Consider the following 20,213-nt stretch of genomic DNA (forward strand, 5'->3'; position numbering starts at 1 on the left):
CGGGCGGCCGCATTCGTACGCTCGCCTGCCATGGAACTCATCCAGCACCATCCCCGACTCGCCGCCTACCTCGCCGCGGATGAGGTCATCGACCATGAGCACCCGCTGGTGCGCGAGACGGCCGCCCGGCTCACGTCCGGCGCCACGAACGCATACTCATACGCCAAAGCCGCCTACGAATTCATCCGGGACGAGGTCCCGCACTCCCAGGACTCCGGCGACCTGCGGGTGACCTGGCGGGCCTCCGACGTCCTCGCCGAGCGCACCGGCATCTGCTGCGCCAAGTCGCACGCCCTGGCCGCGCTGCTGCGCGCCGAAGGGATCCCGGCCGCCTTCTGCTACCAGCGGCTGGCCGACGACGACGGCTCCAACCCCTTCATTCACGGCCTGGTCGCCGTCCGGCTGCCCGGCGGGAACGCGTGGGCGCGCGTCGATGCGCGCGGCAACAAGCCGGGGGTCGACGCCCAGTTCTCGCTCGACGAGGAGCGCCTTGCGTGGAAGGCTCGGCCGGAGTTTAGTGAAGTGGACTACCCGGTGCTTTACGATGTACCTCATCCGGCGGTCATGAGCGCTCTGCGAGCCGCCCCCGACCGGCCGTCGCTGTGGCCGATCTATCCGACCGAACTGTGAGGCACCACCGATCATGACGCTCACACTCGCCGTGTCCGACGACGTCAGGGCCATCGCACCCGGCTTCACCCACGTCGCCGTCGAGGCGTACGGACTCGTCAACGCGCCCAGTGACGAGGCGAGTTCGGCGCTGCTCGACGACGCCGCGTGGCGGCTCGCCGCGCGGCTCGACGGCCGGGCCCCGCACGAGGATCCGCACATGGTCGCCTGGCGCGCCGCCTACACCGCCTTCGGCTCCAAGCCGAACCGCACCCGCAACTCGGCCGAGGCGCTCGCCAAGCGGGCCCTGGCCGACGGCGGGCTGCCGCGCATCAACCGGCTCGTCGACGCGTACAACGCGATCAGCGTCGCCCACCTCGTCCCGGTCGGCGGCGAGGACACCGATCACATCAAGGGGGCGATGCGTCTGGTGCGGGCCACCGGCGAGGAGCCGTTCCACACGGTCGCGGGAGGCGAGGCGGTCGTCGAGCGCCCGGACGCGGGCGAAGTGGTGTGGTGCGACGACGAGGGCGTCACCTGCCGCCGCTGGAACTGGCGCCAGGGAGTGCGGACCAGGCTCACCGAGGAGTCGGTCAACGCGCTCTTCCTCCTGGAGGGCATGGCGCCGCACCGCGACCTGGTCACGGCCGGCGCCGAACTGGCCGAAATCCTGGAGAAGTTCAGCCCCGGGGCGCGGATCACCGTCCACCCCCCGGTCGCCGCATCCGTAATGGAGTGACGATTCAGCCCTTGGCCTCGGCGTCCTTCACCTGCTCGGGCGTCGGCGCCGTACCGCCCAGGTGGGCCGGCACCCACCAGGTGTCGCTCGCGTCCTTCGGGCGTACGGGATAGGCGCGCTGGGCTGCTTCGAGCAGCTCCTGGCAGCGTTCGCGCAGTCGCCGTGTGATGGCGCCCGCGTACTGGTCGGCGGGCGCCTCCACGGGCTCGCCGACGCGGATCGTGACGGGGATGTGGCTGCGCTTGAAATTGCGCGGCCGCCCCTTGGTCCACACCCGCTGGGTGCCCCACAGCGCCATCGGGACCAGCGGAACCCCGGCCTCCTGGGCGAGCCTCGCCGCACCCGACTTGAAGCTCTTCAGCGTGAAGGACTGCGAGATCGTCGCCTCCGGGAACACACCGATCACCTCACCGGAACGCAGCGATGCGAGCGCGTGCTGGTAGGCGTCCTCGCCCTGCTTGCGGTCGACCGGAATGTGCTTCATCCCACGCATCAGCGGGCCGGAGATCTTGTGCCGGAACACCGACTCCTTGGCCATGAAGCGCACGAGCCGCTTCTGCGGCAGCGCCGCGAGCCCGGTGAAGATGAAGTCGAGGTAGCTGATGTGATTGCTGACGAGCACCGCCCCGCCCGTGCGCGGGATGTTCTCCGAACCCTGGGTGTCGATCTTCAGGTCGAGCGCCTTGAACATCGTGCGTGCGGCGCCGATGACCGGCCGATAGACGAGTTCTGCCATCTGAGGGGAGACCCTTCGTGTGCCCGGGGAGGGTGCTCCCGGAGAATAAGTTACGCAGCCGTAGGTTTTAGGCTTTGGGCAGATGGTGCCCGATGCGCGCCGAGCTGGCCAGTCCTGGCGCTGTGCGCAGGGGAGATTCTCGTCACGTCTTCGCAGGTCGGGGCCGGGGGAATCATTGCGGACCGATACGCGCTGCAACCGTACGACAGTGCAGGTAGTGGCCGCGTGAAGACATGGGCGGGGCAGCGGCAGTGGGAGGCGGCGTGGTGGACGACGGCGGGCGCAGGCTCGGCGAGGCCGAGCTGGGGTGCGGGCTCGGGCGGCGGGCCACGCTGGTGCAGTTCTCCAGCGCGTTCTGCCAGCCCTGCCGGGCGACCCGGCGCACCCTGGCCGAGGTGGCCGCGATGGTGGACGGTGTCGCGCACGTGGAGATCGACGCCGAGGAGCGGCTCGCGCTCGTACGGGACCTGGAGATCGCGCGCACCCCGACCGTGCTCGTGCTCGACGCGACGGGCCGCATCGTGCGCCGGGCGTCCGGACAGCCGCGCCGCGCCGACGTCATCGCGGCGCTCGGGCAGGCGGTGTGAGGTGCGCGCCGGATTTCTCGTCGGCGCTCGCAGTGAGGCATCTCCCATATCCCGGAAGCCACTTGACTGCGGCCGTGCCGAATCGTCAGTCTGACGATGTGCCGACAGATCTCCTTCTTCATGGACGCGCCCACGTGGACCTCGCCCGCAACGCGAGCGCGCGCTGTCCGGGCTGCTGAACACCCGCAGCCCCCGTCGCACCCATCGCAGAAGGACAATTCCATGACGGCCTCGCCCGAGCTCGGTACCCCTCAGACCGCCTCTCCCGAACTGCTCAAGTCAGTCTTCCGTCAGCACGCCGCGGGCGTCGCGGTGATCACCGCCCAGCGCGGCGGCCGACCTGTCGGCTTCACCGCGACCTCGCTCAACTCGGTGGCCGCGGAGCCCCCGTTGATCTCCTTCGGCATCGGCACCGGGTCCTCCAGCTGGCCCGTCGTCGCCGAGGCCGACCACATCGGCGTGCACATACTGGGCGAGCACCAGCAGGACCTGGCCGCCACCTTCGCCCGCAGCGGCGCCGACCGGTTCGGCCCGGCCACCGACTGGCGTACCGGCCCCGAAGGCGTGCCCGTCCTGGACGGCGTCCTTGCCTGGCTGGTCTGCAAGGTCGTGGCCCGCATTCCGGCCGGCGACCACCGCATCGTGCTCGGCCAGGCCGTCGTCGGCGACCCCGCGGGCGCCGGCCGCCCGCTGCTCTACCACCAGGGCCGCTTCAACGCGCTGCGCGACTGAGAGTTCCTCACCGGTTCGATTACTCAGCGTTGGCAAGGTCACAGTTCAAAGCGCTTGCTTACTGGGAACAAGCTGGGTGTACTGGCGAGTAATATTTCGTTCGGAGCGCCGGTCGCCCCGACCGGAAACCGCCCCATCAGGCGCCTATGCTGCGTGCATCAAGGCAGCCCAGAAATGACGATGCAGTAGGAGAGCCGGCGTGAGCTTGAGGATCGTTGTCTGTGTGAAGTACGTGCCCGACGCCACCGGCGACCGGCACTTCGCCGATGACCTGACCGTCGACCGCGACGACGTCGACGGCCTCCTTTCGGAGCTCGACGAGTACGCGGTCGAGCAGGCACTGCAGATCGCCGACGAGGCGGACGACGCGGAGATCACCGTGCTGACCGTCGGCCCCGAGGACGCCAAGGACGCGCTGCGCAAGGCGCTTTCGATGGGCGCCGACAAGGCCGTCCACGTCGAGGACGACGACCTGCACGGCACCGATGTGATCGGCACCTCGCTGGTCCTGGCCAAGGCCGTCGAGAAGACCGGCTACGACCTGGTCATCTGCGGCATGGCGTCCACCGACGGCACCATGGGTGTCCTGCCGGCGCTGCTCGCGGAGCGCCTCGGCGTCCCGCAGGTCACGCTGCTCTCCGAGGTCTCCGTCGAGGACGGCACGGTGAAGGGCCGCCGTGACGGCGACACCGCCTCCGAGCAGCTTGAGGCGTCCCTGCCGGCCGTCGTGTCGGTGACGGACCAGTCGGGCGAGGCCCGCTACCCGTCCTTCAAGGGCATCATGGCCGCCAAGAAGAAGCCGGTGGAGTCCCTGGACCTGGGCGACCTGGACATCGACGCCGACGAGGTCGGCCTCGAAGGCTCCTGGACCGCGGTGGACTCCGCGGCCCAGCGCCCGGCCCGCACGGCCGGCACGATCGTCAAGGACGAGGGCGAGGGCGGCAAGCAGCTCGCAGAGTTCCTGGCGAGCCAGAAGTTCATCTAAGTGTTCCGGCGGTCCGGGAACGTTCCGGGCCGACCCCGCACTTAGGGCTCGCCGAGCCCCTCAACTGCCCGTCTTTTCTTCGCACTTGCAGGAGATTGAAGTCCCATGGCTGAAGTTCTGGTCTACGTCGACCACGTGGACGGTGCCGTCCGCAAGCCCACCCTTGAGCTGCTGACGCTGGCCCGCCGCATCGGCGAGCCGGTCGCCGTCGCCCTCGGCGCGGGCGCCGAGAACACCGCCGCCGCGCTCGCCGAGCACGGCGCGGTCAAGGTCCTCACCGCCGACGCCCCCGAGTTCGCCGAGTACCTCGTCGTACCGAAGGTGGACGCCCTCCAGGCCGCGTACGACGCCGTTTCCCCGGCCGCCGTGCTCGTCCCGTCCTCCGCCGAGGGCAAGGAGATCGCGGCCCGCCTCGCGGTCCGCATCGGCTCCGGCATCATCACCGACGCCGTCGACCTGGAGGCCGGTGACGAGGGTCCGGTGGCCACGCAGGCCGTGTTCGCCGCCTCCTTCACCACCAAGTCCCGCGTCTCCAAGGGCACCCCGGTCATCACGGTCAAGCCGAACTCGGCCGCCGTGGAGGCCGCCCCGGCCGCGGGCGCCGTCGAGGCCCTGTCGGTCACCTTCTCCGCGCTCGCCACCGGCACCAAGGTCACCTCGCGCACCGCGCGCGAGTCGACCGGCCGCCCCGAGCTGACCGAGGCCGCGATCGTGGTCTCCGGCGGCCGCGGCGTCAACGGCGCCGAGAACTTCGGGATCATCGAGGCCCTCGCCGACTCGCTCGGCGCGGCCGTCGGCGCCTCGCGCGCCGCGGTGGACGCCGGCTGGTACCCGCACTCCAACCAGGTCGGCCAGACCGGCAAGTCCGTCTCGCCGCAGCTCTACATCGCCAACGGCATCTCCGGCGCCATCCAGCACCGGGCCGGCATGCAGACCTCGAAGACCATCGTGGCCGTCAACAAGGACGCCGAGGCCCCGATCTTCGACCTGGTCGACTACGGCGTGGTCGGCGACCTGTTCCAGGTCGTCCCGCAGCTGACCGAAGAGGTCAACTCCCGCAAGGGCTGACCTGCGAGTTCTATCCGGCCCGGGGGCCGCGTGGTGATCTTCACCGCGCGGCCCCCGGGCGTTTCGGACAACCATTGACGTAGGAGAGGCGGCCTACTAACTTCGCCATACGGATTGTTGATTCCGTTCAGCGGAAAAGTTCGACAGTGTGGAGGGTGCAGGATGGGTCAGCAGGAGCAGGTGGCAACGAGCCTCGCCGGCGTCGTCAGCGAGGAGATCAGTGCCTCCCTCGTGGCGGTGGACGAGGAGCTCGCCCGCCGATACCCGGGCGACCCCGGCACCCGCCAGCCCGTACACACCGTCTACGTACCCGGCGACGTCTTCGACGCGGGCACCATCCGCGCCTGGGGTGACCAGGCGCTGGCCGCCCTCGACGAGCACGCCCCGGACGCCGCCTCCTTCGCCAAGGTCCTCGGCATCGCCGACGAACTCGCCCAGCCCGTGTACGACCGCGTCCGCGCCAAGCTCCAGCGCGAGCCCATCGAGGACCTGCGCGTCGACTTCGAGGACGGCTACGGCCCGCGCCCCGACGCCGAGGAGGACGCCGACGCCGCCCGCGCCGCCCGCCTCATCGCCGAGGCCTTCAAGAACGGCACCGCCGCCCCGTACATGGGCATCCGCATGAAGTGCATGGAAGCCGCCGTCCGCGACCGAGGCATCCGCACCACCGACGTCTTCCTCACCACGCTGATGCGGCACGGCGGCCTGCCCGAGGGCCTCGTGCTCACGCTGCCGAAGGTGACCTATCCCGAGCAGGTCACGGCCTTCGTACGGCTGCTCAGCGCCTTCGAGAAGGCGCACGGCCTGCCCGAGGGCCGGCTCGGCTTCGAGATCCAGATCGAGACCAGCCAGTCCATCCTGGCCGCCGACGGCACCGCCGCCGTCGCCAAGATGATCGACGCCGCCCAGGGCCGTGCCACCGGCCTGCACTACGGCACCTTCGACTACAGCGCCTGCGTCGGCGTCTCCGCCGCCTACCAGGCCAGCGACCACCCCGCCGCCGACCACGCCAAGGCCGTCATGCAGGTCGCCGCCGCGGGCACCGGCGTACGCGTCTCGGACGGCTCGACCAACGTGCTGCCCATCGGCTCGACCGCGCACGTCCACGAGGCCTGGCGCCTGCACTACGGCCTCACCCGCCGCGCCCTGGCCCGCGCCTACTACCAGGGCTGGGACATGCACCCCGGCCACATGCCGACCCGTTACGCGGCCGTGTACGCCTTCTACCGCGAGGGCCTGGAGCAGGCCGCCGGACGCCTCGCCGCGTACGTCGCCAAGACCGCGGGCGACGTCATGGACGAGCCCGCCACCGCCAAGGCGCTCAGCGGCTACCTGCTGCGCGGCCTGGACTGCGGGGCCCTCGACAACGCCGAGGTGGCCCGCCTGACCGGCCTGACCCGCGCCGACCTCGACGCGTTCGCCTCGCCCCGCCGCGGCACCCTCACCGTCACCGCCCCGTAGCACAGCCGGGACCGGACGGGCCCCGAGGACTGTCACCGCTGCCCCGTACTCTGTACGCGACCACAACCGCCACAGAGGGACGGGGCAGCGGTGTGTCTACCCCCGATCTTGGCCAGCGCTCGCCCTCTAGGGCGGGGTGAAGGCCATTCTTGGCCTGGAGGCGCGGAGCGCCGGAGTGCTCTGTCCCCGGTGTGACGGGTCAGACGGGGCGCTGCTGGTTTCCGATGTACCGCTGGCGGACGTGGTCCTGTTCGCCGTTGAACTGTTTCAGCTCGGCCTCGGAGTCGGCGCAGACATCCCGCATGATCTCTTCGGTGCGGGTCAGCATGGCGTCGGTGAACGCCTCCCGCCGGTACTTAGTGACAAAAACCAAGTGAACGTGCAGGTTGTAGACAACATGGCGACCGGTTCTGACATCGGGATGAGGGTTCCAGCGCGGTGACATAGACCATTGCTAGGTTCTCGATCGTGAGTCAAGACACCCTGGCCAGCCAGCAGTTCGGGCACCGTGCCCGGCTTGCACTGTCGCCTGCCGGGGTTCGCGCGGCGGATGATCAGGCGCACGCGGCCCGCACGATGTGGAACCTGCTGCACGCGTGGTGGCGGATGATGCCGCAGGAAATGCGGACTCTTGCGAACGCGGACGCCGCGATCCGCCAGGCCCGCGAGGACATCGACTTCCTTGCTGTCCTGCCCGCTCAGGCCGCGCAAGGGGTGCTCAAGGCGTACTTCCGGGCGTGGAAGAACTGCTGGGAGGGCCGCGCCGACGCCCCGAACTTCAAGGGCCGCCTCCGCACGGTGATGTCCGTGGACATCCCGCAGGGCCGGGACCTGAACATCGTCCGTGTGCACCGCCGCTGGGGGCAGGTCAACATTCCCAAGGCGGGCCGGGTCCGCTTCCGGTGGACCAAAGGCCTTCCGGTCGGCAAGCGTGCCAATACGGAGAACCGGATCACCGGGGCGCGCCTGGTCAGGGACGCGCTCGGCTGGCACGTCGCCTTCCGTGTTCAGACCCTGGAGGTCAAGCCGAAGCCTCACCAGGAGCCGGACGTCGGCATCGACGTCGGCGTCATCGTGCCCATAGCCCTCTCGGACGGCGAAACGTACGAGCATGGCGAATGTGTGACCGGCAAGGAGAAGGCCAGGCTTCTGCACCTGGAGCAGCGCGCCGCGCGGCGTAAGCAGCACCGCAAGTCCGGCGAGCGCACCAGCCGCCGACTGCACCGCACCTACGACCAGATCGCAGGACTGCGCGCGAAAGCCAAGCGCCGGGCCCTGGACTGGCAGCACCAGACGACCACCGCCATCGCCCGCACATACGGCACCGTCGTGGTCGAAGCGCTCACCATCACGAACATGGTCAAGTCGGCCAGGGGAACCATCGAGGAGCCGGGGAAGAACGTCGCCCGGAAGTCCGGGCTGAACCGCTCCATCAGCGGGGAGGCATGGGGCCGCACGGTCACCATGCTGACGTACAAGACCGCCCAGCATGGCGGCACCCTGCACAAGGTCCCCGCCCCCGGTACCTCACAGCGCTGCTCAGCGTGTGGCTTCACCACGCCTGGCAGCCGGGAGTCCCAGGCCGTGTTCGTGTGCAAGAACCCGGGCTGCGGCTGGTCGGGCAACGCCGACCACAACGCGGCCCGGAACGTCTTGCACCTGTACCGGATGGGCCTCGCGCTCATCCCGGCTGCCGGGAGGGCAGTCGTCAGGCGTGCCAAGCGCGTCAAGCCCGCTGCCGCGAGGTAAGCAGGAATCTCCAGGCCTCAGCCGGGAGAGCACTTCAAGTCACCGTCGTCTACCTCAAGGGCGGCGACAACGACCAGCCGGTGCCGGGCCTGAAGACCTGCTGAACCGAGCCGACCGGTGCCGGGCTTCAAGACCTGCTGACGCTCAGCGGGACGTGCCGATCCGCGCGCTACGCGTCCGCGGGCGGCGGGATCTCGCCCGAGCCGCGCTGGATCAGCACGGTGGGCAGTTCGACGCGGGTGGGCGTCTCGTCGGCGCCGTCCAGACGCCGGAAGAGCAGCTCCGCCGCCGTGCGGCCGAGGGTGGCGGCGTCCTGCGAGATCACCGTGATGCCGAGCAGGTCGGCCAGTTCGATGTCGTCGAAGCCGACCAGGGCCACCGGGCGCTCGCGGCCCGCCAGGACCCGTACCGCCGTGACCGTCACTCGGTTGTTGCCCGCGAACAGCGCGGTGACCGCGTCCGGCCCGGTCAGCATCGACTCGGCCGCCGCGCGCACCCGCTCGGGGGAGGTCGAGCCCAGCGACACCCAGGCGTCGTCGACCGGCAGCTCCGAGTCCGCCATCGCCGCGTGGTAGCCGCGCAGTCGCTCGGTGGCCGTGTGGATGCGGGGCTGGTCGCCGATGAAGCCGATCCGCCGGTGACCCCGCGCGATGAGGTGGGCCACGCCCGCGCGGGCACCGCCGAAGCTGTCGGACAGGACCACATCGGCGTCGATCCGCCCGGCCGGGCGGTCCACGAACACCGTCGCCACGCCCGCCTTTATCTCCGGTTCGAGATAGCGGTGGTCGGACCCGGCGGGGATCACGATGAGGCCGTCGACCCGGCGGGCACAGAACGCGAGGACCAGCTCCTGCTCGCGGTCCGCGTCCTCGGCGCTGGAACCGTTGATGAGCAGCGCCCCGTGCTCCCGCGCGACCTCCTCGACGGCCCGGCTGAGCGGCCCGTAGAACGGGTCGGCGAGGTCTTCGAGGACCAGGCCGATCGACGCGGTGCGGCCCTTGCGCAGCACCCGCGCACTGTCGTTGCGGCGAAAGCCCAGCGCCTCGATGGCCTCCTGCACCCGCCGCTCGGTGTCCGGGGTCACCCCGGGCTCACCGTTGACCACCCGGGACACCGTCTTGAGGCCGACACCGGCGCGCGCGGCGACATCCTTCATCGTCGGACGGTTGCCGTAGCGGGGCTCGTGGTGGCGGGCGTTCTCGGCCACAGTGCGCTGTCCTGTCGTCGTCGGGAGCCGTCCGGCGCGGTCGAGTGCCATAACGGTGCGTGTGGCGTCGAGCATAGGCCCTGGACAACGTTGTCACATGCGTGGAGACTCTCATCTTGACCTGCTGTTACCCGGCCTTCACCAGGAGATCCGACCTCGATGCACACCGACCTCGTGGCCGCGCTCGACATCGGCGGCACCAAGATCGCCGGAGCCCTGGTGGACGCCGCCGGACGGCTGCTCGTCCGCGCCCAGCGGCCGACTCCCGCCCATGAGGACGGCGACACGGTGATGCGCGCGGCCGAGGCGGTCCTCGCCGAGCTGACCGGATCCCCGCTGTGGGAGCGTACGGGCGCGGTCGGCATCGGCAGCGCCGGGCCCGTGGACGCCTCGGCCGGCACGGTCAGCCCCGTCAACATCCCCGGCTGGCGCGGCTTTCCGCTGGTCGAGCGGGTGCGCGCGGTCACCGGCGGCCTCGACGTCGAGCTCGTCGGCGACGGCGTCGCGATGGCCGCCGCCGAACACTGGCTCGGCGCCGCCCGCGGCCATGACAACGCACTGTGCATGGTCGTGTCGACCGGCGTCGGCGGCGGCCTCGTTCTCGGCGGCAAACTGCACCCCGGCCCCACCGGCAACGCGGGCCACATCGGCCACATCTGCGTCGACCTCGACGGCGACGCCTGCCCGTGCGGTGCGCGCGGCTGTGTGGAACGGATCGCCAGCGGCCCCAACATCGCCCGCCGGGCCCTGGAGAACGGCTGGCGCCCCGGCCCCGACGGCGACGCCTCGGCCGCCGCCGTCGCCGCAGCCGCCCGGACCGGCGACCCCGTCGCCGCCTCCTCCTTCGAGCGTGCCGCCCAGGCGCTGGCGGCCGGCATCGCCGCGACCGCGACGCTGGTCGAGATCGACATCGCGGTGATAGGCGGGGGAGTGGCCGGCGCGGGCGACGTCCTCTTCACCCCGCTGCGCCGGGCCCTGCGCGACTACGCCACGCTCTCCTTCGTCCAGCGCCTCACTGTCGCGCCCGCGCTGATGGGTACGGACGCGGGTCTGGTGGGGGCGGCCGCGGCCGCCTCGGCGCGGCGGTCGGACGAGGCGGCGTTGCTGAAGTAACTGCTCCGACGTCTTTGCCCACGGAGTCAAAAAGGGGCAAGGTAGGACGACTTCATGCCCCTGCCAACCACCCGCCAGTGACGAGCGTTTCCGGTAGGGCTTGTTGGAGTCTGTTGGATGAGAAGCGGTAACGGTTGCTCGGCTTTGCGTCAAAACCCTTGACGACGCCCTGACTTGGGGGTGTGATCCAAGCCTCGCGTTTGGTTGTGTTGGGTTGCACCCCGGAGGAGGGGGACATGGCGCAGTCATCGTTCAACGGTCCTATAACGCCCAGTAGCGTGGCAGGACATCGGATGTCCCGGCGGAATCTTCTGCGTGGTGCGGCGATCGGAGCTGGGGCGGTCACGCTGCCCTCGCTGCTCGCGGCGTGCGGCAGCGGGCCCGGCGGGGACACCAAGACGATCCGGATGGGCTCGAATTCCTCGGACGCCGTCCCCAAGAAGGCGTTCGCCGACGCGTTCGCGGCGTACGAGAAGCAGTCCAAGGAAGGCCGCAAGATCAAGGTCAACACCGTTGACCACAACACCTTCCAGGAGAACATCAACCGCTATCTGCAGGGCAAGCCGGACGGCGTCTTCATGTGGTTCGCGGGCTACCGCATGCAGTTCTTCGCGCAGAAGGGGCTGCTGTACGACATCAGCGACCTGTGGTCGGGCTTCCAGGGCTTCTCCGACGCGCTCAAGGCGCAGTCGACCGGCGCGGACGGCAAGCAGTACTTCGTGCCGTACTACTACTACCCGTGGGCGGTCTTCCACCGCGCGAGCGTCTTCGAGCAGCACGGCTACACCGCGCCGAAGACCTTCGACCAGTACGTGGACCTGGCCAAGCAGATGCAGAAGGACAAGCTCGATCCGATCGCGTTCTGCGACAAGGACGGCTGGCCCGCCATGGGCACCTTCGACTACCTCAACATGCGCACCAACGGTTACGACTTCCACAAGTCCCTGATGGCCGGCAAGGAGGCGTGGACCGACAAGCGGGTCAAGGACGTCTTCGACAGCTGGCGCCGCATCCTTCCATACTGCCAGCAGGGCGCCAACGGGCGCACCTGGCAGGAGGCCGCGCAGAGCCTCCAGAAGAAGCAGTCGGGCATGGCGGTGTTCGGACTGCCGCACGTGGGCCAGCAGTTCCCCAAGGCCGACCAGGACGACATCGCGTTCTTCCCGTTCCCGGAGATCAACCCGCAGTACGGACAGGACGCGGTCGAGGCGCCCATCGACGGCTTCCTGCTCGCCAAGAACGCCAAGGAGCTGAAGAACAAGCAGTCCATGGAGAGCGCCAAGGACCTGCTCAAGTGGCTCGCCACGCCCCAGGCGGAGGACGTCTACCTAGCGGGCGACCCGAACAACATCGCGGTCAACTCCGGGGCGGACACGGCGAAGTACAGCGCGCTGCAGAAGAAGGCCGTCGAGCTCGTCTCCGGGGCCAAGCAGATCTCGCAGTTCCTCGACCGGGACACCCGCCCCGACTTCGCCTCCACCGTGATGATCCCGGCCATCCAGAAGTTCATCGGCAACCCGAAGGACGTCGACGGCCTCGTCAACGACATCGAACGGCAGAAGAAGTCCATCTTCGCCACCGAGGGCTAAGAGCCCGGGCCCGAGGGGGCTCAGCGCTCTCCCAACTGACCGTCGATTGCTTCCACTTGGAGTACTCAGCCGTGGCGCTCATCACCGCGCGGCGCGCAGGACGACGGGGCCCCAGGCGGTTCACCGCCCGCGACCTCGTCGTCCTCGGCGTGCTGCTTGGACTGCCCGTCCTGCTCGACATCGCCATCGTGTGGGGCCCGACCCTCGCCTCCGTCGTCCTGTCCTTCACCAGCTGGGACGGCATCGGCGACATCAAATGGGTCGGCACGCAGAACTACACCGACCTCTTCACCAACTACCCGCCGTTCTGGCCGGCGGTCCGGCACAACCTGATGTGGCTGGGCGTACTCGGCTTCGTGGCAACGCCGTTCGGGCTGCTGCTCGCCGTCCTCATCGACAAGGGCGTGCGGTTCAGCCGCTTCTACCAGTCGACGCTGTACATGCCGGTCGTCCTCTCCCTCGCCGTCGTCGGGTTCATCGCCCAACTGGTCTTCTCCCGCGACCAGGGAGCGCTCAACGCCGTGCTCGGCGACAAGAGCAACCCGACCGACTGGCTCGGCGACCCGAACCTGAACATCTGGATGATCCTGCTGGCCGCGGCCTGGCGGCACACCGGCTACGTGATGATCCTGTACCTCGCGGGGCTGAAAGCCGTCGACCCCTCGCTCAAGGAGGCCGCGGCCATCGACGGCGCGAGCGAGCGCCAGACCTTCTTCCGGGTCGTCTTCCCCACGCTGCGCCCGGTCAACGTCATCGTCGGCGTCATCACGGTCATCGAGTCGCTGCGCGCCTTCGACATCGTGTACGCCGTCAACCACGGGCGCAACGGCCTCGAAGTGCTCTCGGTGCTCGTCACCGACAACATCATCGGCGAGGCCAGCCGCATCGGCTTCGGCTCGGCGATCGCCGTGGTGCTGCTGACCGTCTCCCTCGGGTTCGTCATCACGTACCTGGTCCAGGAGATCCGAGGGGAGAAGAACCGATGACCACGCACACCGCCCCCGCGCCCACGACCACCGCCCCGGCGACGGCCCCCGCCACCCGCCGGCGCCGGGTGCGCCCGGGCCGCCTCGGCGTGCACGCGTTCCTGATGGCGGTCTCGCTCGCCTTCCTCGCACCGCTGCTGCTCGCCGTGTACGCGTCGCTGCGCCCGTACGAGGAGACCTCGCGCGACGGCTACTTCTCGCTCCCCAAGCACCTCTCCTTCGCCTACTACAAGCAGGCGTTCACCGACTCGGGCATGACGAAGTACTTCGTCAACACCCTGATCATCGCGGTGCCGGGCGTGATCCTCGTCCTGTTCTTCGCCGCGTTCGTGGCGTTCGCCGTGTCCCGCCTCAAACTCCGGGGCGGAATCGTCCTGTTGATGCTGTTCACGGCGGGCAACCTGCTGCCGCAGCAGGTGATCGTGACACCGCTGTACGTCGTGTTCAACCGCATCCCGCTGCCGTACTGGATGTCCGACTCGATGACGATGTTCGACTCGTACTGGGCCGTCATCGCCGTCCAGGTCGGCTTCCAGATCGGGTTCTGCGTCTTCGTGCTGGCCAATTTCATGCGCACCCTGCCGCAGGAGATCCTGGAGGCGGCGATCGTCGACGGCGCCGGCGTGTGGACCCAGTACTGGCGCATCACCCTGCCCCTGTGCCGCCCGGCCCTCGCGGCGCTGGCAACCCTCCAGTTCACCTGGATGTACAACGACTTCCTGTGGGCCCTGGTCTTCATGTCCGACGGCGACAAACTCCCGATCACCTCGGCGCTGAACAACCTGAGAGGCCAATTCTTCACCGACTACAACTTGCTGGCGGCGGGCTCGGTGATCGTCGCGCTGCCGACCCTGATCGTGTTCCTGCTGCTGCAACGGCACTTCATCGCGGGGCTCACGCTGGGGTCGAGCAAGGGGTAGCGGATAGTTGACGGATCGTCAGGGAGGCGGGCCCGGCCGGGAAACCAGTCGGGCTCGTCGGCCCCGCGACCGGCCGTCCAGGCCGGCTCAAGCGGCAATCCAGGGCCCCTCAAGGCGTCCGCCAGAAGGTCTGCGACCCTAAGCAGATACGCGCCTGCCACCGCCCGGCCGCCGCACGGGCAGTCGCAGCCTGAACTCGGAGGTCGCCATGACCGTCGAACTGCACGTAGCCACCGCGCTCCTGCACGACTTCGATTCCGCGCACAACCCGTTGCCCGGCCGCGAGATAGCCCGTCGGCCGAGTCCCGTGAACCCCACCGTCACCATCCTCGACCTGGAGACGTCCGACGCACCCGAGGGGGCCGCCCTCATGGATCCCATCTTCCAGCGCACCGGGTTCCACGACGTGCGCATCACCGAGATCCGCTGGTACGACCGGGACGGCTACTTCATCGCGCCCAGCATCCCGCTCGCGGCCTGAGCACTGATCGAAATTCCCTCGCTCTGCCGGTCAGGATCGGTCAAGCTGCAGGTGACAGCACCCTTCCCTGGAGCAAGCAGTGATCGACCTCGACCGTATCGTCCCGCCCGCAGGCCTGGCCGCCGCCATCGACGCCGGCCACGTCGTCCGCAAGGCGCACCCCGAACTGCCTCTGTCGATCCTCTCGTACACGAGGGCGTGTCAGTACGAGCAGGCGTGGGACGAGGTGACCACGCGCTGCCGCGGACTCGTGGTCGACGACGTGAGCGGGACGGTCGTCGCGCACTGCCTGCCCAAGTTCTTCAACGTGGGCGAGCACGCCCACGGCCGTCCCTACGCGCCGCCGCTGCCCGACGAGCCGTTCGAGGTGTACGACAAGGTCGACGGCTCGCTCGGCATCGCCTTCCACTACGAGGGCCGCTGGCAGGTCGCCTCCCGGGGCTCGTTCACCTCCGAACAGGCCGCCTGGGCGACCGCCTGGCTGGAGGGGCGGGACACGACGGCGCTGCGGCCCGGCGTCACCTACCTCGCGGAGATCCTCTACCCCGAGAACCGGATCGTCGTCGACTACGGCGGCCGCCGGGACCTCGTGCTCCTCGCCGCGTACGACGCGACGGGCGAGGAGATCGGTCTGTCCCGGGCCGCCGAGGACTGGGCGTCCATAGGCTCGGTGACGCGCACGTGGCCCGCGATGCCACTCGCCGAACTCCTGACGCGCGCCGAGTCCAACGTGCACGCCGACGGCCGCGAGGCAACCGGCACGGACGCCGAGGGCTACGTCCTGCGGTACGCCTCCGGCCTCCGGGTCAAGGCCAAGATCAGCGAGTACGTACGGCTGCACAAGGTGCTCACCGGCATCACCGAGCGGGACATCTGGCGCTTCCTCGGCATCCGCCGGTTCGCCGGCGAGGACCCCAAGCGGGTCGCCCAGGCGCTCGGCTGCGCGCCCGGCGAGATCGAGGAGCTCACCGCGGACGGCGCCGATCCGCTGGAAGCTATGCTTCAGCAGGTCCCCGACGAGTTCGACGCCTGGGTGCGGAGTGTGACGGCGCGCCTGGACGGGCAGGCCGCCGAACTGGCCCGCCTCGCCGCCGAACGGTTCGGCGAGATCGCCCGACTCGCCGAGGACCGGGGCGCGTTCGCCCGCGCCGCCCAGCAGATCCAGGACCGCACCGTACGCGCGGCCGTGTTCCAACTGCTCGACGGCCGCGGCATCGACCTCATGATCTGGCGGAGCGTCAAGCCGACGGCCGCCGACCCGTTCACGAACGACGAAGAAAGCTGAAGTTTTCCATGCCCACCGTGCACGTCATGACCGGACTGCCCGCCTCCGGCAAGACCACCGCCGCCCGCAAGCTCGTGGCGGACTCCGACGGCCAGTGCCGCCGCGTCAACCTCGACGACCTGCGCGGCATGTTCGACAACGCGGGCGAGGGACGGGAGCGGGCGTACACCGCCGAGCAGACCGTCCTCGCGGTCCAGGACGCGGCCGTGCGCGAGACGATCGCCGCCGGGTTCGACGTGGTCGTCGACAACACGCACCTGACCCCGAACATCCCCAAGCGCCTCAAGGCCGCCGTTGCGGGCCGGGCCCGGTTCGTCGTGCACGACTTCACGGACGTGCCCGTCGAGGAGTGCCTGCGGCGCGACGCGGCCCGCGCCAACCCGGTCGGCGAGGACATCATCCGCCTGCTCGCCGACAAGCACGCCAAGGCCGTACGCAACGGCTGGCGGCTCACCGACGCCTGGCTGAACGACACCGTCGTCCTCGCCGAGGTCGAGCCCTACACCCCGGACGAGACCCTGCCCAGCGCCGTGATGTGCGACATCGACGGCACGCTGGCCATCAACCTCAACCGCAACCCGTACGACTTCACGCGCTGCGAGCAGGACGGCCTCAACGGGTCCGTCCGCGACGCGCTGACCGGCTTCCGGCAGGCGCACGGGGACAAGGTCGTGCTGCTCTCGGGCCGGGGCGAGGAGTTCCGGCCGCAGACCCAGGCCTGGCTCGCCGCGCACGACGTGCCGTACGACGAGCTGTGGATGCGGCCGGCCGGTGACGGGCGGCGCGACGACCTGGTGAAGGCCGAGCTCTTCGACGCGCACGTCCGTCACCGGTTCAACGTCCGCGTGAGTCTCGACGACCGGGACCGGGTCGTCGCCGTCTGGCGCCGCATGGGCCTGCCCACCTGGCAGGTCAACTACGGGGATTTCTGAGCGAGTTCATGCCTCAGGCCGCGTCGTGGAAGACGAGGCCGAGGGTGCGGCGGTGTCCGCTGCGTACGGTGCTGACGCCGTGCCGCACCGGCGCCGCCGACCAGCCGCGCCGGGAGGCCACCGGCCGGTCCCGGGTGGTGAAGACCAGCCCGTGGCCCTGCGGAATCAGGGTCGCGGTGCCCCTGGACTGGGCCCGCGGCCGCTGCTCCACAAGCAGGAACTCGCCGCCGGTGTAATCGGCGCCGGGCGCGTCCAGAGCGACGACGACCTGGAGCGGGAAGACGGCCTCGCCGAACACGTCGCGGTGCAGGGCGTTCCAGTCGCCGGGCCCGTAACGCAGCAGGATCTGCGCATATTTGGCCTGCCCTGCCTCTTGACACCGGGCCAGCCACTCCTCAAGGGTGTCCGGCCACGGAGCCGGCCGCCCCAGCCTCGCCGCCCAGTCGCGCGCGATGGGCAGCAGCAACGGATAGAAGGCCGCCCGCAGTTCTCGGACGAGGTCCGGCAGCGGCTCGGCGAAGTAGCGGTACTGCCCCGATCCGAAGCGGTAGCGCGCCATGTCGACCGTCGCCCGGAACCGGGTGGCCTGGTCGTACGCCTCGGCCAGTGACCGGCACTGGGCCGCGGTGAGCAGGCGGTGGGTCGGCGCGCAGCCGTATGCGTCGAGCTCCTCGACGATCCTCGGCCAGTCGCCCGCGCTCACGCGGTCGGCCGTGCGGGTGCTGGACATGGGGACCCTCCGATGTGCGGGGTACCGGGCTCGTACCCGGACCGTTGTTCACCATCGAGGGTCGCGCCGTCGGTCCGCGCCGACCGGCGGAATCCGGACGTCGCGCTGAGCGCGGGCTCAGCCGCGTCAGCCGACCGGTTCCGGCACGGGGCGGGTGACGACGACCAGGAAGGCGTCGCTCTCCAGGTCCATCACGACCTCGGCCGCGAGCCCTTCGTTCCTGCGGTCGCGTGCGAACTCCTCGGCCGGCCAGTGGCCGCGCGGCCCGCCCGCGGGAAATCGTTCCAGTACCGTACGACGCATTTCGTCGCACCCCCTTGTCGTCTCTTTTGGCACCCGCACAACGACGTCCGCGCCGTCGGCGTTACGGGCCCCCGTGGCCGGTGCTCGTACACCAAGACGCCGGGCGGGGCCCGAAGGTCGCGCCCGGCAGGCAACAGCCCGGCCACAGTTGGGTATGCGATCAAGGAGGGCCACAGCCGGGGCGCGGGTTTCCGTGGCAGGGTGTTGCGGGCAGTCCACTGGGGGCTACCGAAGAGGGGGAACCGTGATTGTGTGGGTCAACGGTGCGTTCGGCGCGGGCAAGACCAGCACCGCGCGCGAGCTGATCGACCTGATCCCGAACAGCACGTTCTACGACCCCGAGGTGATCGGCGGGGCACTGCGGCACCTGCTGCCGCAGAAGATGCTCGACCAGGTGACCGACTACCAGGACCTGCCGATCTGGCGGCGCCTGGTGGTGGACGGCGCGGCCGCGCTGCACGCCGAGGTCGGCGGCGTGCTCGTGGTGCCGATGACCCTGCTGAGGCAGGAGTACCGGGACGAGATCTTCGGTGGGCTCGCGGCCCGCCGCATCCCCGTACGCCATGTGGTCCTCACCCAGGAGGAAACGATCCTGCGGGCGCGCATCGCGGCCCGGGTGGAGTTCCCCGACGACCCCGAGGCCGACGAGCAGCGCGTCCGCAAGTGGGCGTACGAGCACATCGAGCCCTTCCGGCGCGCGCTCGGCTGGATCGCCGCCGACGCGCACCCCGTCGACAACAGCGCGCTCACCCCGCGCGAGAGCGCCGAGCGAATAGCCGACGCGGTCCGCTCCGGAGCGGCCCGCGCGTGCGAGATCGTGCAGACCCCCGAGCCCACCGCCGAGACGCTCGCCGCCGGGGTGCTGCTCTTCGACGACCAGGACCGGGTGCTCCTGGTCGACCCCACCTACAAACCCGGCTGGGAGTTCCCCGGCGGCGTCGTCGAGCGCGGCGAGGCCCCGGCCAGGGCCGGCGTCCGCGAGGTCGAGGAGGAACTCGGCGTCCGGCTCGACCGCGTACCGAGGCTGTTGGTGGTCGACTGGGAACCGCCCAGGCCCCCCGGGTTCGGCGGCTTGCGGATGCTCTTCGACGGCGGCCGGCTCGACAGCGCGCGGGCCGGGCAGGTGCTGCTGCCCGGCGCCGAACTGCGCGGCTGGCGCTTCGTCAGCGAGCAGGAGGCCGCGCACCTGCTGCCGCCCGCCCGCTTCGAGCGGCTGCGCTGGGCGCTGCGGGCGAGGGAGCGGTCAACCGTGCTCAACCTGGAGGCCGGAGTCCCGGTCGGCTGAGGCCTTCATGACCGCCGCCGCGTTCTCGGTCAGCGGGTCGCCGTGCCCGAAACAGACGGTGTCCGCGCCGAGACCGGCGAGGCGGCGGAACGAGGCGAGCGCCCGCTCCCGGTCGGTGTTCATGACACCCACCATCACCTGGCCGACGCCGGCCACGCTGTCACCCGTGAACAGCACGCCGTGGCGCGGCAGATGGACCGACAGGGAACCGTCGGTGTGGCCGGGGGAGTGCACGACCACCGCGCCGTCCCCGAAGGCCAGCGCGTCCCCGTCGCCGACCTCGCGGTCCACCCGGGTCGGCGGTGCCTCCGGAAGCGTCAGCCCGCGCTCGTACAGCGGAACTTCCCAGTCCAGGAGCACCGGCTCGGTCATCGCAGCCTCGCCCCTGATCACCGGGGCGTCGAGGTGGTGCGCGATCACCTCGGCGCCGTACCGCTCGGCGAGCTCGCCGGCCGCGCCGAAGTGGTCGCGGTGGCAGTGCGTGATCACGATGCGGCGGATCGCGGCCGGGTCGAGCCCGAGCCCGCGGATCGCCCCCTCGATGGGCGCCGCGGCGTTCAGATCGCCCGCGTCGACGAGCGTGAGCCCGTCGTCGTCGCGCCACAGATACGCCTGGCCGACGGGGAAGCGGAACATGTGCAGCCGGGGGAGGACTTCAACCAGATCCATGCGGCGAACGTACGTCGGTGACGCCGCTCGCCGCATGGATCTACGCT

21 protein-coding genes and 1 pseudogene are annotated in these 20,213 nt (G+C 70.1%); 16 read left to right on the forward strand and 6 right to left on the reverse strand.

What is annotated here, in order from left to right:
• Positions 1-30: 30 nt before the first annotated feature.
• Together ADK54_RS28095 and ADK54_RS28100 are read left to right on the forward strand one after the other, a co-directional pair.
• Positions 31-630, forward strand: coding sequence for a transglutaminase-like domain-containing protein (locus ADK54_RS28095; protein ID WP_053728526.1), 600 nt, complete (start codon positions 31-33; stop codon positions 628-630).
• 13 nt (positions 631-643) lie between these two features.
• Positions 644-1,348, forward strand: a complete 705-nt coding sequence (locus tag ADK54_RS28100; RefSeq protein ID WP_053728527.1) for a B3/4 domain-containing protein — start codon at positions 644-646, stop codon at positions 1,346-1,348.
• A 4-nt stretch (positions 1,349-1,352) separates the two neighbouring features.
• Here the strand turns inward: ADK54_RS28100 and ADK54_RS28105 are convergent, their stop codons facing one another.
• On the reverse strand, positions 1,353-2,084 hold the full coding sequence (locus tag ADK54_RS28105; RefSeq protein WP_053728528.1) for a lysophospholipid acyltransferase family protein: 732 nt from the start codon (positions 2,082-2,084) through the stop codon (positions 1,353-1,355).
• Between the two features lie 233 nt (positions 2,085-2,317).
• On the opposite strand from ADK54_RS28105, the gene ADK54_RS28110 reads away from it, so the two are divergent.
• From ADK54_RS28110 to ADK54_RS28130, 5 genes are all read left to right on the forward strand, one after another.
• Entirely contained in the window at positions 2,318-2,671 is a 354-nt protein-coding gene (locus ADK54_RS28110; protein WP_053728529.1) for a TlpA family protein disulfide reductase, read from the forward strand.
• A gap of 222 nt (positions 2,672-2,893) precedes the next feature.
• The gene (locus ADK54_RS28115; protein ID WP_053728530.1) at positions 2,894-3,403 is read left to right on the forward strand and encodes a flavin reductase family protein; all 510 of its coding nucleotides are present in this window, start codon (positions 2,894-2,896) and stop codon (positions 3,401-3,403) included.
• Positions 3,404-3,602: 199 nt separating this feature from the next.
• On the forward strand, positions 3,603-4,388 hold the full coding sequence (locus tag ADK54_RS28120) for an electron transfer flavoprotein subunit beta/FixA family protein (protein ID WP_053728531.1): 786 nt from the start codon (positions 3,603-3,605) through the stop codon (positions 4,386-4,388).
• Positions 4,389-4,493: 105 nt separating this feature from the next.
• Complete coding sequence (locus ADK54_RS28125; RefSeq protein ID WP_053728532.1) at positions 4,494-5,456, forward strand: electron transfer flavoprotein subunit alpha/FixB family protein; 963 nt, start codon at positions 4,494-4,496, stop codon at positions 5,454-5,456.
• Between the two features lie 162 nt (positions 5,457-5,618).
• Complete coding sequence (locus ADK54_RS28130; RefSeq protein WP_053728533.1) at positions 5,619-6,917, forward strand: DUF6986 family protein; 1,299 nt, start codon at positions 5,619-5,621, stop codon at positions 6,915-6,917.
• Positions 6,918-7,155: 238 nt separating this feature from the next.
• Here the strand turns inward: ADK54_RS28130 and tnpA are convergent.
• Positions 7,156-7,362, reverse strand: a pseudogene (gene tnpA, locus ADK54_RS42705) (IS200/IS605 family transposase); the annotation flags it as partial.
• A gap of 23 nt (positions 7,363-7,385) precedes the next feature.
• Between tnpA and ADK54_RS28140 the strand changes: the two are divergent.
• Positions 7,386-8,666, forward strand: coding sequence for an RNA-guided endonuclease InsQ/TnpB family protein (locus tag ADK54_RS28140; RefSeq protein ID WP_053728534.1), 1,281 nt, complete (start codon positions 7,386-7,388; stop codon positions 8,664-8,666).
• Between the two features lie 169 nt (positions 8,667-8,835).
• On the opposite strand, the gene ADK54_RS28145 is transcribed toward ADK54_RS28140, so the two are convergent.
• On the reverse strand, positions 8,836-9,873 hold the full coding sequence (locus ADK54_RS28145) for a LacI family DNA-binding transcriptional regulator (protein ID WP_053728535.1): 1,038 nt from the start codon (positions 9,871-9,873) through the stop codon (positions 8,836-8,838).
• Between the two features lie 159 nt (positions 9,874-10,032).
• On the opposite strand from ADK54_RS28145, the gene ADK54_RS28150 reads away from it, so the two are divergent.
• From ADK54_RS28150 to ADK54_RS28180, 7 genes are all read left to right on the forward strand, one after another.
• Entirely contained in the window at positions 10,033-10,986 is a 954-nt protein-coding gene (locus ADK54_RS28150; protein ID WP_053728536.1) for an ROK family protein, read from the forward strand.
• A gap of 293 nt (positions 10,987-11,279) precedes the next feature.
• Positions 11,280-12,575: an ABC transporter substrate-binding protein gene (locus ADK54_RS28155; RefSeq protein ID WP_053728537.1), complete on the forward strand. Its 1,296-nt coding sequence runs from the start codon at positions 11,280-11,282 to the stop codon at positions 12,573-12,575.
• A gap of 71 nt (positions 12,576-12,646) precedes the next feature.
• On the forward strand, positions 12,647-13,561 hold the full coding sequence (locus ADK54_RS28160; protein ID WP_053728538.1) for a carbohydrate ABC transporter permease: 915 nt from the start codon (positions 12,647-12,649) through the stop codon (positions 13,559-13,561).
• Positions 13,558-14,481: a carbohydrate ABC transporter permease gene (locus ADK54_RS28165; RefSeq protein ID WP_053728539.1), complete on the forward strand. Its 924-nt coding sequence runs from the start codon at positions 13,558-13,560 to the stop codon at positions 14,479-14,481. The genes ADK54_RS28160 and ADK54_RS28165 overlap by 4 nt, the downstream gene beginning before the upstream one ends.
• Positions 14,482-14,689: 208 nt before the next feature.
• Positions 14,690-14,962 (forward strand): hypothetical protein, encoded by a 273-nt coding sequence (locus ADK54_RS28170; protein ID WP_053728540.1) that lies wholly within the window; start codon positions 14,690-14,692, stop codon positions 14,960-14,962.
• Between the two features lie 79 nt (positions 14,963-15,041).
• On the forward strand, positions 15,042-16,247 hold the full coding sequence (locus ADK54_RS28175) for a T4 RnlA family RNA ligase (RefSeq protein ID WP_234392230.1): 1,206 nt from the start codon (positions 15,042-15,044) through the stop codon (positions 16,245-16,247).
• Between the two features lie 8 nt (positions 16,248-16,255).
• Positions 16,256-17,179, forward strand: coding sequence for an AAA family ATPase (locus ADK54_RS28180; protein ID WP_053728542.1), 924 nt, complete (start codon positions 16,256-16,258; stop codon positions 17,177-17,179).
• Between the two features lie 13 nt (positions 17,180-17,192).
• Here ADK54_RS28180 and ADK54_RS28185 read toward each other — a convergent pair whose 3' ends face one another.
• A complete protein-coding gene (locus tag ADK54_RS28185; RefSeq protein ID WP_053728543.1) occupies positions 17,193-17,909 on the reverse strand; it encodes a 2OG-Fe(II) oxygenase in 717 nt (238 codons plus the stop codon).
• A gap of 126 nt (positions 17,910-18,035) precedes the next feature.
• A complete protein-coding gene (locus ADK54_RS46875; protein ID WP_199827044.1) occupies positions 18,036-18,212 on the reverse strand; it encodes a hypothetical protein in 177 nt (58 codons plus the stop codon).
• Positions 18,213-18,456: 244 nt separating this feature from the next.
• Here ADK54_RS46875 and ADK54_RS28190 point away from each other — a divergent pair, with 244 nt between their 5' ends.
• Positions 18,457-19,497, forward strand: a complete 1,041-nt coding sequence (locus ADK54_RS28190; protein ID WP_053728544.1) for an NUDIX hydrolase — start codon at positions 18,457-18,459, stop codon at positions 19,495-19,497.
• Here ADK54_RS28190 and ADK54_RS28195 read toward each other — a convergent pair.
• A complete protein-coding gene (locus ADK54_RS28195) occupies positions 19,456-20,166 on the reverse strand; it encodes an MBL fold metallo-hydrolase (protein WP_053728545.1) in 711 nt (236 codons plus the stop codon). The genes ADK54_RS28190 and ADK54_RS28195 overlap by 42 nt on opposite strands.
• Between the last annotated feature and the right edge of the window lie 47 nt (positions 20,167-20,213).

This window comes from Streptomyces sp. WM6378, from assembly GCF_001279695.1.
Classification (GTDB): domain Bacteria; phylum Actinomycetota; class Actinomycetes; order Streptomycetales; family Streptomycetaceae; genus Streptomyces.

Excerpts from the sequence above, each read along its gene's own strand:
- ADK54_RS28095 (WP_053728526.1), top strand. The coding sequence starts at position 31 with ATGGAACTCATCCAGCACCATCCCCGACTCGCCGCCTACCTCGCCGCG.
- ADK54_RS28100 (WP_053728527.1), top strand. The coding sequence starts at position 644 with ATGACGCTCACACTCGCCGTGTCCGACGACGTCAGGGCCATCGCACCC.
- ADK54_RS28105 (WP_053728528.1), bottom strand. The coding sequence starts at position 2,084 with ATGGCAGAACTCGTCTATCGGCCGGTCATCGGCGCCGCACGCACGATG.
- ADK54_RS28110 (WP_053728529.1), top strand. The coding sequence starts at position 2,318 with ATGGGCGGGGCAGCGGCAGTGGGAGGCGGCGTGGTGGACGACGGCGGG.
- ADK54_RS28115 (WP_053728530.1), top strand. The coding sequence starts at position 2,894 with ATGACGGCCTCGCCCGAGCTCGGTACCCCTCAGACCGCCTCTCCCGAA.
- ADK54_RS28125 (WP_053728532.1), top strand. The coding sequence starts at position 4,494 with ATGGCTGAAGTTCTGGTCTACGTCGACCACGTGGACGGTGCCGTCCGC.
- ADK54_RS28130 (WP_053728533.1), top strand. The coding sequence starts at position 5,619 with ATGGGTCAGCAGGAGCAGGTGGCAACGAGCCTCGCCGGCGTCGTCAGC.
- ADK54_RS28150 (WP_053728536.1), top strand. The coding sequence starts at position 10,033 with ATGCACACCGACCTCGTGGCCGCGCTCGACATCGGCGGCACCAAGATC.
- ADK54_RS28155 (WP_053728537.1), top strand. The coding sequence starts at position 11,280 with ATGTCCCGGCGGAATCTTCTGCGTGGTGCGGCGATCGGAGCTGGGGCG.
- ADK54_RS28165 (WP_053728539.1), top strand. The coding sequence starts at position 13,558 with ATGACCACGCACACCGCCCCCGCGCCCACGACCACCGCCCCGGCGACG.
- ADK54_RS28170 (WP_053728540.1), top strand. The coding sequence starts at position 14,690 with ATGACCGTCGAACTGCACGTAGCCACCGCGCTCCTGCACGACTTCGAT.
- ADK54_RS28180 (WP_053728542.1), top strand. The coding sequence starts at position 16,256 with ATGCCCACCGTGCACGTCATGACCGGACTGCCCGCCTCCGGCAAGACC.
- ADK54_RS28185 (WP_053728543.1), bottom strand. The coding sequence starts at position 17,909 with ATGTCCAGCACCCGCACGGCCGACCGCGTGAGCGCGGGCGACTGGCCG.
- ADK54_RS46875 (WP_199827044.1), bottom strand. The coding sequence starts at position 18,212 with ATGCGTCGTACGGTACTGGAACGATTTCCCGCGGGCGGGCCGCGCGGC.
- ADK54_RS28195 (WP_053728545.1), bottom strand. The coding sequence starts at position 20,166 with ATGGATCTGGTTGAAGTCCTCCCCCGGCTGCACATGTTCCGCTTCCCC.